Source organism: Citrobacter sp. Awk 2, assembly GCF_028069815.1.
GTDB lineage: Bacteria > Pseudomonadota > Gammaproteobacteria > Enterobacterales > Enterobacteriaceae > Citrobacter.
On the sequence record NZ_JANEWL010000018.1, the window covers coordinates 26,544 to 39,592 of the forward strand.

General features: G+C 50.3%; 12 protein-coding genes. 5 read left to right on the forward strand and 7 right to left on the reverse strand.

Annotated features, from left to right (window positions below):
- Positions 1-166: 166 nt before the first annotated feature.
- Positions 167-2,617 carry a glycogen phosphorylase gene (gene glgP, locus NNO02_RS07260; RefSeq protein WP_271454500.1) on the forward strand — a complete coding sequence of 817 codons (2,451 nt, stop codon included), beginning with the start codon at positions 167-169 and terminating at the stop codon, positions 2,615-2,617.
- A gap of 35 nt (positions 2,618-2,652) precedes the next feature.
- Here glgP and NNO02_RS07265 read toward each other — a convergent pair whose 3' ends face one another.
- Positions 2,653-3,576, reverse strand: a complete 924-nt coding sequence (locus NNO02_RS07265) for a LysR family transcriptional regulator (RefSeq protein ID WP_271454501.1) — start codon at positions 3,574-3,576, stop codon at positions 2,653-2,655.
- Positions 3,577-3,807: 231 nt separating this feature from the next.
- Here NNO02_RS07265 and bssR point away from each other — a divergent pair, with 231 nt between their 5' ends.
- The gene (gene bssR, locus NNO02_RS07270) at positions 3,808-4,191 is read left to right on the forward strand and encodes a biofilm formation regulator BssR (RefSeq protein ID WP_202039054.1); all 384 of its coding nucleotides are present in this window, start codon (positions 3,808-3,810) and stop codon (positions 4,189-4,191) included.
- Between the two features lie 102 nt (positions 4,192-4,293).
- A complete protein-coding gene (locus tag NNO02_RS07275) occupies positions 4,294-5,391 on the forward strand; it encodes a PQQ-dependent sugar dehydrogenase (RefSeq protein WP_271454502.1) in 1,098 nt (365 codons plus the stop codon).
- A 5-nt stretch (positions 5,392-5,396) separates the two neighbouring features.
- On the opposite strand, the gene NNO02_RS07280 is transcribed toward NNO02_RS07275, so the two are convergent.
- Positions 5,397-6,023 (reverse strand): glutathione S-transferase family protein, encoded by a 627-nt coding sequence (locus tag NNO02_RS07280; protein WP_271449695.1) that lies wholly within the window; start codon positions 6,021-6,023, stop codon positions 5,397-5,399.
- A 327-nt stretch (positions 6,024-6,350) separates the two neighbouring features.
- Between NNO02_RS07280 and dacC the strand changes: the two genes are divergently transcribed.
- Complete coding sequence (dacC, locus tag NNO02_RS07285; protein WP_137384369.1) at positions 6,351-7,553, forward strand: serine-type D-Ala-D-Ala carboxypeptidase; 1,203 nt, start codon at positions 6,351-6,353, stop codon at positions 7,551-7,553.
- 48 nt (positions 7,554-7,601) lie between these two features.
- On the opposite strand, the gene deoR is transcribed toward dacC, so the two are convergent.
- Both deoR and ybjG read right to left on the reverse strand, forming a co-directional pair.
- Positions 7,602-8,360, reverse strand: coding sequence for a DNA-binding transcriptional repressor DeoR (gene deoR, locus NNO02_RS07290; protein ID WP_048212169.1), 759 nt, complete (start codon positions 8,358-8,360; stop codon positions 7,602-7,604).
- A gap of 64 nt (positions 8,361-8,424) precedes the next feature.
- Positions 8,425-9,033 carry an undecaprenyl-diphosphate phosphatase gene (ybjG, locus tag NNO02_RS07295; RefSeq protein WP_271454503.1) on the reverse strand — a complete coding sequence of 203 codons (609 nt, stop codon included), beginning with the start codon at positions 9,031-9,033 and terminating at the stop codon, positions 8,425-8,427.
- Positions 9,034-9,330: 297 nt separating this feature from the next.
- Here ybjG and NNO02_RS07300 point away from each other — a divergent pair, with 297 nt between their 5' ends.
- Positions 9,331-10,563: an MFS transporter gene (locus NNO02_RS07300; protein ID WP_048212167.1), complete on the forward strand. Its 1,233-nt coding sequence runs from the start codon at positions 9,331-9,333 to the stop codon at positions 10,561-10,563.
- 26 nt (positions 10,564-10,589) lie between these two features.
- Here NNO02_RS07300 and NNO02_RS07305 read toward each other — a convergent pair whose 3' ends face one another.
- The 3 genes from NNO02_RS07305 to NNO02_RS07315 form a co-directional block, all read right to left on the reverse strand.
- Positions 10,590-10,871 carry a hypothetical protein gene (locus tag NNO02_RS07305; RefSeq protein ID WP_271440620.1) on the reverse strand — a complete coding sequence of 94 codons (282 nt, stop codon included), beginning with the start codon at positions 10,869-10,871 and terminating at the stop codon, positions 10,590-10,592.
- 107 nt (positions 10,872-10,978) lie between these two features.
- Complete coding sequence (locus NNO02_RS07310) at positions 10,979-11,794, reverse strand: Cof-type HAD-IIB family hydrolase (protein WP_271440621.1); 816 nt, start codon at positions 11,792-11,794, stop codon at positions 10,979-10,981.
- Entirely contained in the window at positions 11,794-13,002 is a 1,209-nt protein-coding gene (locus NNO02_RS07315) for an MFS transporter (protein ID WP_271454504.1), read from the reverse strand. Before NNO02_RS07315 ends, NNO02_RS07310 begins: the two co-directional genes overlap by 1 nt.
- Positions 13,003-13,049 lie beyond the last annotated feature (47 nt).

The following is a 13,049-nucleotide window of genomic DNA, read 5'->3' on the forward strand; positions in this document are numbered from 1 at the left end:
TATATCTCCCTGGCTACGGGGCTGAGTTGGCGGGTATTAATGTCGGAATTAAGTTTTCTCGCCAGTCATGAAGTCATTCGAAATAAAACTGACGTTCGCAAAGCAGATTTTAAATAATTCACCTGTCTGTTACGTATCCTACAATATTATGAAAGGTAATGCCCATATGTATATTTCACCGCTTCCGGTCGCCCCGGATTCTGATGTTGATAAGCTGAGAGATGATATCGCCAATAAGCTTTTATTTACTATCGGTAAAGATCCCGCCATTGCCACGAAACGGGAGTGGTTGAATGCAACGTTATATGCTGTACGCGATCGCATGGTTGAGCGGTGGCACCGCTCTAATCGGGCACAATTCTCTCAGGATGCCCGCCAGGTTTATTATCTGTCGATGGAGTTTCTCATCGGCCGTACGCTCTCCAATGCGCTACTCTCTTTGGGCTTATATGATGAAGTCCGGAGCGCGCTGGAGGCCATGGGGCTGGATCTGGAAGAGTTGATCGACGAGGAGAATGACCCTGGGCTCGGAAATGGCGGCCTGGGTCGTCTGGCGGCCTGTTTCCTTGATTCGCTGGCAACGCTGGGCTTACCTGGATGCGGTTACGGTATTCGCTACAACTACGGTATGTTTAAACAAAATATCATCGATGGTGTTCAAAAAGAGTCTCTGGACTACTGGCTGGAATACGGGAACCCATGGGAGTTCAAACGTCATAATACGCATTATAAAGTGCGTTTTGGCGGACGCGTGCAACTGGAGGGGAATAAAGCCCGCTGGATTGAAACCGAGGATATTCTGGCTGTTGCACATGACCAGATTATTCCCGGCTATGCGACCGACACAACGAATACGCTGCGGCTGTGGAATGTACAGGTGAATAGTGAGGTCAATGCCGGGAAATTAAATCCACATGATGACTTTGCCACCGAAGTGGAAAATAAATACCACTTTGATCGGATTTCACGGGTCCTGTATCCGGATGATTCCACCGATGCAGGGCGTGAACTGCGCTTGCGGCAGGCTTATTTTCTGGCCTCGGCAACGATTCAGGATATCCTGAGTCGCCATTACCAGTTACACCGGACTTACGATAATCTGGCGGATAAAATTGCGATTCACCTCAATGATACTCACCCGGTCCTGGCGATTCCGGAGCTGATGCGTCTGCTAATTGATCATCACCAGTTCAGTTGGGATAACGCGTTTGATGTGACCTGTCAGATTTTTTCATACACCAATCACACGCTGATGAGTGAGGCGCTGGAGACATGGCCGGTCGAGATGCTGAGTCGACTTTTGCCGCGTCACTTGCAGATTATTTTCGAAATTAACGATCGCTTTCTGAAGACGTTGCAGGAGCGATATCGTGATGACAGTGAGCTGTTGAAACGTGTATCGCTCATTGATGAATCCCATGGTCGAGTGGTGCGCATGGCCTGGCTGGCAGTCGTGGTTAGTCATAAGGTAAACGGCGTGTCGGCACTCCATTCCAAATTGATGACGGAATCACTGTTTGCTGACTTTGCACGCATCTTTCCGCTGCGTTTCACCAATGTGACCAATGGTGTCACGGCTCGCCGCTGGCTGGCGCTGGCTAATCCTCCGCTTGCAAAAGTGCTGGATGAGAATATCGGTGATAGCTGGCGGACCCGGTTAATGCAGTTGGGCGAGCTGAAGCAGTATATTGATTATCCGTCGGTGAATGAGGCGGTATATCGAGCGAAACGAGTAAACAAGCAGCGACTGGCGCACCATATTGCAACACGGTATGGGGTGGTGGTGGATTCTGGTGCGTTGTTTGATGTGCAGGTGAAGCGTATTCATGAATATAAGCGGCAGTTACTGAATGTGCTCCATGTCATCACTCGCTATAACCGCATTAAAGCGGCACCGGATGCTACCTGGGTGCCGCGTGTGAATATCTTTGCGGGCAAAGCGGCGTCGTCCTATCACATGGCGAAACAGATCATTCGCCTAATTAATGATGTGGCGAGATTAGTGAATAACGATCCGCAAATTGGCGGCAAGCTGAAGGTGGTGTTTATCCCGGATTACAACGTTAGCCTGGCGCAAATGATCATTCCGGCAGCCGATCTTTCTGAACAAATATCCCTGGCCGGGACGGAAGCATCCGGTACCAGCAACATGAAGTTTGGGCTGAATGGGGCGCTAACGATCGGTACGCTGGATGGTGCGAATATAGAAATGCGTGAATACGTTGGGGAAGATAACATCTTTATCTTTGGTAATACGGCGAGTGAGGTTGATGCGCTACGTCGCGATGGCTATGACCCGCGCTGTATTTTTGAAAACGATGCGGAGTTACATCAGGTACTGACGCAAATTGGTACGGGTGTGTTCAGCCCGGAAGAGCCCGGACGCTACAGAGATGTGCTGGATTCGCTAATCAACTTTGGCGACTACTATCAGGTATTAGCGGATTACCGCAGCTATGTGGACTGCCAGGATTCGGTAGATGAGTTATATCGTTATCCCCGCGAGTGGACGACAAAGACGATGCATAATATTGCTAATATGGGGTATTTCTCGTCAGACAGAACGGTACAGGAATATGCTGACCATATCTGGCGTATCGCTAAAATCCGTGTGTAGTTATTAATGGCGACATCTGGCCTCCCGGGAATTTATCACCGGGAGGTCGTTTGTAAATCAGTCAGAATGGGTGACAGTATTTTATGGGCCGCACCATCTTTGCGTGAAGAAGAAAATACACTAAATTGCGGTAACGGAAATGGTGTGTTTATCTTTTTAAGACCATACAGATGCGCGTGTGTTTCGAATACCTTTTCCGGGATCACCCCTAAGCATTGGGTTGTGGACACAATAGTCAGTATTGCCGTAAAAGAAGAGGTCAGCAGACAACGTTCACCGGTTCTGAATTTTTTATCCACAATACTCCGGTGGTAAATTATTTTTTCATTCTTGGTATTGTAACCCACCAGATTGGCACTTCTGAACTGCTCCTCTGTAATTGCATTTCCGTATAACGTATTATTCTGCGAGGCGACAAGGACCAGTCGCATATCAGATATTTTCTGGCAGGTGATATTTCCTGATTCAACGGAAAATGTTGAAAACACCACATCGGCCTGGCGCATGTTTAATAACTCAACAATGCTCTGCTCGTTTAAATCAGCGGTGAGGTGCAGGAGGCTGATATCCGCATCGGTATTGATTATTCTGGCTGTGACATCGGGAATAACAATCGGGGAAATAAATGACTCGGTATACAGCGTTAGCCTTTTTTTCGCCGCCGGAGAGGAAAGCGGCATCAGCGTCGATAGTTTGTCGATAATTGGGATCGTATTGTCATAAAGTTCATCAGAGTAGACGGTCGGCAACAGCGCGTTTCCGCTACGGACAAAGAGATTATCTCCCATCATTTCTCGCAGTTTTCGTAGTGACTGGCTAACGGCAGAAGGTGAAATGTTCAGCATGTCAGCGACTCTGGAAATACTACCCACGCTATAGATCAAACAGAAAATTGTCAGCAAATTCAGATCGATTTTGGATAGTGTACGTATTTTTTCTGCATCACTTGCTTTTGACATACATCCCTCATAATCAGCGCTATGGCAGTAATCACTTCAGGTATAGCAAAAAATGTTCGGTATGCCAGAAACGCGATGTTTTGTGTAAGTGCAACACCTGCATTAGGCCGAAAGTTGTAACATTGTAAATTATGTTAATCAATTAGGCTTTATTGATATAGAGCATCAATTTGTGCAAAAAACAACCATACTATTAAGTTGCACCATGGTTGGAAAGAGGAGGAACAAGGTATGGTTGTTGACAGACTGAGAACCGATCTTCTCAACAAATTGATAAACGCCCGTATCGATCTTGCCGCTTATCTGCTGTTGAGAAAAGCGAAAGGCTATATGTCAGTCAGCGAGAGCGATCGTCTGCGTGATAGCTTTTTTGAACTGAATCGCGAATTGCACGATCAATCACAGCTCCACGGTATGCATCTTGATCAGGAAGAGTGGAATGCCCTTCGTCGTGCTGAAGGGGCGTTAGCCGCCACCGCTGTTTGTCTGATGAGTGGACATCATGATTGTCCGAACTTTATTGCCGTTAACGCAGAGAAACTGGAAAACTGCCTGACAACGCTGACGCTGAGTATCCAGAGTTTGCAAGCTTATTCAACGCTGGAACACATCTGAACCAGGGGGAGAGCGCTCCCCCTTTTCGTTAAGATTATGTAAAGGTGGCGGGATAATTCCCCTTGCTGGCTACGCTTTAAGCAGAGCCATTAAGGAGGTGCTATGCGTCGACTCTTTCTCTGTGTTGCCTCATTGGCGTTGCTTTCCCCCTATGCCGCTGCCGTCAAGGTGGAGGTCCTGCAAACCAAGCTCGACCACCCGTGGTCGCTGGCCTTTTTACCGGATAATCGCAGTATGCTGATTACGCTCAGAGGAGGGCAGCTTCGGCTCTGGCAACCCGATAAGGGGCTTTCCGATCCACTGACTGGCGTCCCTAAGGTTTGGGCGAATGGCCAGGGCGGCTTGCTCGATGTGGTGTTAGCGCCAGATTTTGCCCAATCCCGGCGGGTATGGCTTAGCTTTGCGGAAGCTGACAGTGAAGGGAAAGCCGGAACAGCAGTGGGCTACGGACGGTTAAGTGACAATCGTCAACACCTGCAGGGCTTCCAGACGGTATTCCGCCAAATGCCTAAGTTATCAACCGGGAACCATTTTGGCGGGCGTATGGTATTTGATGGCAAAGGTTATCTGTTTATAGGCCTTGGCGAGAATAACCAGCGCATAACCGCTCAGAAGCTGGATAAATTACAGGGCAAAGTGGTTCGACTAACAGACGAGGGCAAAATTCCACCGGATAACCCGTTTGTGAATCAGACTGGCGCGCGGGCTGAAATATGGTCGTATGGCATCCGTAATCCGCAGGGGATGGCGATGAATCCCTGGAGCGATGCGTTGTGGCTCAACGAGCATGGTCCGCGTGGCGGAGATGAGATCAATATCCCCGAGAAAGGTAAAAACTATGGGTGGCCAATCGCGACATGGGGTGTTAACTACAGTGGTTTCAACATACCCGAAGCAAAAGGCTCTATTGTGGCGGGCACTGAGCAGCCTATCTTTTACTGGGAAAAATCACCTGCAGTCAGTGGGATGGCCTTTTATAACCACGATACGTTCCCACAGTGGCGACACAAACTGTTTATTGGCGCGCTGAAAGAACAGGGGGTGATTGTGTTAAGCGTGAAAGGCAATACAGTGACGGAAGACGGGCGAATTTTGCATGACAGAGGGCAGCGAATCCGCGATGTGCGCGTCGGACCAGACGGCTATTTGTATGTATTAACCGACGAGTCCGACGGGGAATTACTGAAAGTGAGTCCCTGACAGGATTAGCTGACCGGGATCATCACGACTTTCTGGAATGCCGGGCGCTCGGTGAGCTGTTGATACCAACGTTCCAGGTGAGGGCGCGGCGTCCAGCTTAAGCCGACATTAAACAGGTTATAGATGAACGGCGCGACGGCGATGTCCGCAGTGCCAAATTCAGCGCCAGAGAACCATGCCCGGTCGGCCAGTGCGTTGTCGAGAATGGCAAACAGGTTATCGCAGACCTTCGCACCAGCCTCGATGGCTGTCTGGTCGCGTTGATCGGCAGGGGTTCTGACCAGACCAAATAAGATAACCCGATGTGCAGGGCTCAGCGTCTGGTTAGCCCAGTCCATCCATTTTTCGCCCTCGGCACGTTTCGCCGGGGCGTCAACCCACAGTCGTTTTTGCCCGTACTGGGCCGCCAGGTAGCGGACAATGGTATTGGATTCCCACAGCAATACGTCTGTTTCGTCATCGCGTAGCAGTGGTACCAGCCCGTTAGGGTTCATCGCCAGATAGTCTGCGTCATGATTTACGCCATGCTGTCCGCCAGCCAGAATTTGGCTGTACGGCAGTTCCAGTTCTTCGAGTGTCCACAATACTTTTTTTACGTTGGTCGAATTATTGCGACCCCACAGTGTAATCATAGTAACCCCGCAAATTAATTGAGCAGCGTTATGGCTGCATTCTCTATCTGACTCGCTCACATGGTGGGGTAAACCTAATATTTACGCAACAAGGCGCAAAAAAATCGTGATGAGAGCAGCGCAGCGCAGCGTTATTGCATAAACTTTAAAAACTTTACCAACTTACGGTTTCTTTAAGCTCGTTAGTGCGTTATTACTCACCGCACTTATTTTACACGTCATCCATCAGAACTTTTCTGTATGGTTGGCTGAGGCAACTTGGCCGGTTTTGTGTAAACACGGTGTGGTATGACGTGGTTTTTTGGAATGGATACTCGGGTGGCATTTATGACGCAATACTTCTCTTCCCTACGCAGCCTTGCTGCAGGTTCAGCACTGTTAATCCTTTTTGCGCCGACCGTACAGGCGGCGGAACAACCAACGGCCCCGCCGAGCGTTGACGCACGTGCGTGGATCTTAATGGATTACGCCAGCGGCAAAGTGCTGGCGGAAGGTAATGCCGATGAGAAACTGGACCCCGCCAGTCTGACCAAAATTATGACCAGCTATGTGGTCGGTCAGGCGCTAAAAGCCGGGAAAATTAATCTGAATGACATGGTTACCGTCGGGAAAGATGCCTGGGCTACCGGGAATCCGGCTCTGCGCGGCTCTTCTGTGATGTTCCTCAAGCCTGGCGATCAGGTTGCGGTGTCCGATCTGAACAAAGGCGTGATCATTCAGTCTGGTAATGATGCCTGTATTGCGCTCGCTGATTATGTTGCCGGAAGCCAGGAATCGTTTATTGGTTTGATGAACGGCTATGCGCAAAAACTGGGACTGACGAACACGACTTTCCAGACGGTACATGGCCTGGATGCCGCAGGGCAGTTCAGTACCGCGCGTGATATGGCATTGTTGGGTAAAGCGTTAATCCACGATGTGCCGGAAGAGTACGCCATCCATAAAGAGAAAGAGTTTACCTTTAATAAAATTCGCCAGCCAAACCGTAACCGCCTGCTGTGGAGTACCAACCTGAATGTGGATGGTATGAAAACGGGCACCACGGCGGGAGCCGGTTATAACCTGGTTGCATCCGCGACACAGGGCGATATGCGTTTGATCTCCGTGGTGCTGGGGGCAAAAACCGATCGCATTCGCTTTAATGAATCCGAAAAGCTGCTGACATGGGGTTTCCGCTTCTTTGAAACCGTTACGCCGATTAAACCGGATGCCACCTTTGTGACCCAACGTGTCTGGTTTGGTGATAAGAGTGAAGTCAATCTGGGCGCTGGGGAAGGTGGGTCTGTAACCATTCCGCGCGGCCAGCTGAAAAACCTGAAGGCGAGCTTTACCCTGACAGAGCCACAACTGACTGCGCCACTGAAGAAAGGCCAGGTTGTGGGGACAATCGACTTCCAGTTGAACGGAAAATCTATTGAACAGCGTCCGTTGATGGTGATGGAAGCGGTGGAAGAGGGGGGATTCTTTAGCCGGATGTGGGACTTCGTTATGATGAAATTCCACCAGTGGTTTGGTGGCTGGTTCTCTTAATTGCTGATGCCGGATGACGAGGTGATAGCATCGTCATCCGGCACAAATTCAGTACATCAATTTGATATGTTGCGCTTTGGCATACTCGACAAACGCATCATCCGGGCGGTTATCGCTAATGATGGTATCAAAGCGTTTTAATTCGCCCATCCTCGCGGGACGCACCTTCCCGAACTTGCTGTGATCAACCACCAGAACATGATACTGCGCCATCGACATCGCCCAGTGTTTAACCGGTAATTCCTCAAGGTTAAAACAGGTTGCGCCTTTATCGATATGCACGCCGGCTGCAGAATAAAAAGCGATATCCGGGCAGACGTTATTCAAGGTTTCCTGGAAATCGAGTGGCTTGAAAATAGCATTACTGGCATGGAATTCGCCGCCACATAAAATAACGCGGCACTGTGGTTTCTCCTGCAACACCAGAAACGTATTCAGTGAATAGCATATTGCGGTGAACGGTAGTTCATTATCGATCGCTTCAATGATCCACGGCGTTGTTGTTCCGCAGTCGAAGAAAACGGTCTGATGTGCCTGGACGAGGCTGGCTGCCTGCTGCGCTGCCCGACGTTTTTCATCAACCAGGCGAGATTTTTGATCGCTGATTAAATAGTGGCTGGCGCTCCGGGGTTCCAGAACAATATAGCCCCCAAGCAGTACGACCGGGGCCGTGTTATTATTCAGATCGCGACGAATGGTCATTTCTGATACACCCAGCAGTGTCGCGGCTTCTTTTAGGTGTAATTTATCGCTGCGTTTCAGCGCCTGCAGTAATTGACCAATACGCTCGTCGCGTCGAGTTTCCATAGTTCCCCTGGAGAGTAGAATACGTGCTCAGTTTCGCGCTTAATACTACTCTCTTTACCGTGGGTTAGTCACGTACCCAGCCTTTACGAATAGGCAGGGCGAAGCAGGTGCGATAGCAGGCCTGCAAACCGTGGTACAGGATTGTGCCGAATCGTTGCCAGATCATCTGGGCGCTCAGGCAGCCAATCAGACCGGCCAGTAACCCCCCCAGCATATCCAGCGGCCAGTGTACGCCGAGGTAAACACGCGACCAGGCAATCGCCACGGCGACGACCATCAACAGTGCTCCGGACCACAGGCGGTGCCAGAACAGGAAGGCCAACGCGAAGGTAAAGATAACCGTACCGTGGTCGCTCGGGAAAGAGTCATCTGCAGCATGGTGCAGGAAGTTGTAGCCGATATGATTGACGAATGGCCGGTCGTGAGGGAATAAATGCCCCATGAACCATGAAATGGTCAGACCGACTGCCAGCGCAATCGCCATTTTTATGACCAACTGGCGCTGGATGGTCACGCGGTTTTGCGGTCCCCAAAGCCAGAGAATGATCGCCAGTAGCGGTACGATGCTAATCAGATCTTTGGCAATAAAAATGGCGAGCGAGATCGTCCATTGCGCAGAGTCCGGCGTGGCGTTGATCAGGTAAAAAAGCGAGTTGTTCAGATTTTCCAGCATAACATCCAGACTCAATGTAATCGTTAAAAAGGCCCCTATTGGGGGATCATAAAATTGCTTTCAGGCGATAAAAAGCGGTCTTGTCCTATTTGTCTGTTAAATGACGCTTTTTAAGACAATTAATGAGGCTTATTGAGCATGATAGCGGCCTCAACTTAAATTAACCTTAAAACAAAAAGCTATCGTGCAATTGAGTGTAAAAATGTGCGCATTTTGCTTTCAAATCACATAATTCACTATCACCAGTACGGCGCATTTATTACACTTTGCGCGTTTTTTCATTTGTTAAGAGATTGCATGCAGAACCGTTTATCTTCAGGCGCCCGTTTGGGGCGTCAGGCATTACTTTTCCCTCTCTGTCTGGTGCTTTACGAATTCTCTACGTATATCGGTAACGATATGATCCAACCCGGAATGTTGGCGGTGGTGGAGCAATATCAGGCCGGTTTAGATTGGGTTCCAACGTCCATGACCGCTTATCTGGCAGGCGGCATGTTTTTACAGTGGTTGTTAGGGCCGCTGTCGGATCGTGTTGGTCGTCGTCCGGTGATGTTAACCGGGGTGGTTTGGTTCATTGTGACCTGCCTCGCAACGCTGTTTGCACAAAATATTGAGCAATTTACTTTCCTGCGTTTTTTACAGGGGATTAGCCTGTGCTTTATTGGCGCGGTAGGTTACGCCGCCATTCAGGAGTCCTTTGAAGAAGCGGTGTGCATTAAAATCACTGCGCTAATGGCGAACGTAGCATTGATTGCACCGCTTTTGGGACCGTTGGTTGGAGCCGCCTGGGTACATGTCCTTCCGTGGGAAGGCATGTTTGTCCTGTTTGCCGCACTGGCTGCAATCGCCTTTTTTGGCCTGCAGCGCGCGATGCCGGAAACGGCTACCCGTCTGGGCGAGAAGCTTTCCATCAAAGAGTTGGGCAAAGATTATAAGCTGGTGCTAAAGAATGTGCGTTTTGTCGCAGGTGCACTAGCATTGGGCTTTGTCAGTCTGCCATTGCTGGCGTGGATTGCGCAGTCCCCGATCATTATTATCAGTGGCGAACATCTCAGCAGCTACGAATATGGCCTGCTTCAGGTACCGATTTTTGGCGCACTGATTGCGGGTAACCTGGTGCTGGCGCGTCTGACATCACGCCGCACGGTGCGCTCGCTGATTATCATGGGGGGCTGGCCAATCTCCGTGGGATTGATCATTGCCGCCGCGGCCACGGTTGTTTCTTCTCATGCGTATCTGTGGATGACGGCAGGTTTAAGTCTTTATGCGTTTGGCATTGGCGTGGCGAATGCCGGGTTGGTGCGCCTGACGCTGTTTGCCAGTGAAATGAGCAAAGGGACCGTTTCAGCAGCAATGGGTATGCTGCAAATGCTGATCTTTACCGTCGGTATTGAGCTGAGCAAACATGCTTATCTGCTGGGTGGAAACGGCTTGTTTAGTCTGTTTAATCTGGCGAGCGGTGTGCTGTGGTTGATTCTGATGGTTATCTTCCTGAAAGATAAACGGGTAGGGAATTCCCGGGAAGGTTAAAGCCCGGTTTCCGGGCTTTGCAATCATTAGTGATGGTCGTCAATCTGATGCTCAATGACCATCCCTTCACCTACGCTGGCAACATGACGCGCATACGGATGTGCGCGGTAAACAGGGGCTGGAGTGGCTGCCGGAGCAACATAAACCGTTTGCGGGGCAGTAGTGACACTGACCGCCTGCGGAACGTTGACGGAAGAAGGAACGACCACCACTTTGTACCCGCTTGGCACATCAACAGTAACATTCTGCGCAAATGCTGTTCCTGCAAATCCCAGCAACACTGTTGCCATCAGTACACTTTTCTTCATAATTCGCTCGCCTGAAATATTCACTGGAGTTAATAATCCAGCGGGTTAATTTGAGGCGGATTATGAATAGATCATGCCATCATTTTGTTGCCGTCTGTGCTGATGCGTTAACGAGTAAAGGGCGCTTCATTTTTTAGTACACGATCTATGACATTCAGCACGCCTTCTTCGTTATTCGAACCCGCACGATATTTTGCTGCCTGAACAACAGGTTCGTGAGCGTTGGCCATTGCGAAGCTAAATCCGGCCTGGCGTAGCATCTCAATATCATTTCCACCATCACCAAATACCACGACCTCATCGTCGCTGATATTCCAGCGTTGTTGCAGCAGACGTAAACCGTTGGCTTTATGAACGCCCGGAATAATTAAATCGATACTGCCGTAACCGGTATGCACCGGTACCATAATGTCGCCAATCGCCTCATGAAGATCTGCCTGCACCTGGGGAATGCGATCGTCAGAGATATTCAGCCCAAACTTGAAGAATACATCGTTGATGTTGTCGAAGTTATCGACAAATTCAAGACGGTGATAATACATGGCAGAGATGGATTTATGCTCATCGCTGTACTGTTTCAGGGTGTAGGCGCTGTTTTTACCGCAGGCGATAATCTCGATGTCTGCGCGGGTTAGCAGATGCTCCACGATGGTCTGGAAATCGTCTTTAGCCAGTTCACCGTTAAAAATATCTTCCCCTTCGCTGACCACCCAGCCCCCGTTTTCTGCCACAAATGAGATTTCATTGGCCAGTTCGGGGAAAAAAGAGATCAGCTGGTAATACTGATTGCCGCTGGCGACCACAAAGCGGATCCCCTGCGCTTTCATTTGACGGTACTGCGCCATAAACCGCTCGCGGTTATAGGTCTTTTGGTCACTTAAAAACGTGCCATCCATGTCTACTGCAATTAACTTGATACCCATTAGCCGTTCTCCATCACAGTTGTATTTTTGACATCCGGTTTAGCCACAGCCTTCGCAACGATGGCCGCGACAAGCACCAGCGCCAGCACAACCAGCATGGCGCTGCGCAGGCCATAGTGTTCACCCAAATAACCCAGCAGCGGCGGACCGACCAGGAATGCCAGATAGCCAGTAGTCGCAACAACGCTCACGCGGGTTGGCGCATCAGGGCCGGTATCGCTGGCGGCCGAAATGGTCAGCGGGAAGCCGAGAGACGCCCCTAGTCCCCAAAGGATCACCGAGACGCCTGCCACCCATGAGCTGTCGACAAAAATGATCAGGCTGATACCGAGCGCGCCCATCAGTGCACTGGCGCGTACTACTGCCACACGGCTGTAGCGGTCGATGAACCAGCCACCGGTGAAGCGCCCGACGGTCATACCGAGCGTAAAGCCGGCATAAATCAGCGATCCGGATGTCGGGCTAAATCCATGCCCATCAACCATCAGTAAGGGAAGCCAGTCGTTGGCGGAACCTTCGGCAAACGCCATCGCCAGCACCACGACGCCAATCAGCAGCAATTGAATATCGCGATAGAATGGCAACCCTTTTTCAACGGCGTGCGAACCGTCAGTCGCATTCTTACCTGTGCCGTCGGGGATAGCCTTAATAGCGATAAAAATAGGGGTAATAGCCACCATCGCCGCCAGCAGAATATGTGCCGTCGCTGGGACGCTGACGGCGGTAAGCACCATGCCTACACCTGCGCCAGCCAGCGTTCCCAGGCTGTAAAAACCATGCATCATCGGCAGCACAGTTTTGTTCATTTCACGCTCAACCGCTGCGCCTTCGACGTTGATTGCAACTTCAGCCGCGCCAAAACTGGCGCCAAACACGCCCAGACCAAACGCAAACAGCCAGGCGGAATGCAACCATAATGCGAGGCTGAGAATTGCCATGCCCAGAACCGCGCATGACATGGTGGTGCGGATGACGTTTCGTGTGCCAAATCGTTTCACCAGCCAGGCCGAACAAAGAATGCCGCTCATCGAGCCAATTGAGAGTCCAAACAACACCGCACCCATTTCGGCGGTGGAAATAGAGAGGATATCTCGGATGGCAGGGGTACGCGTCGCCCAGGAAGCCATTAACAAACCTGGTAAAAAGAAGAACGTGAAAAGAGCCCACATACGGCGTCTTAAGGCTTTGCGTGATGAGATGCCAGTCATGAATTCGAGCCAAAGAAAAGAGGGAAGAAGACAACATTAGCAAGGTT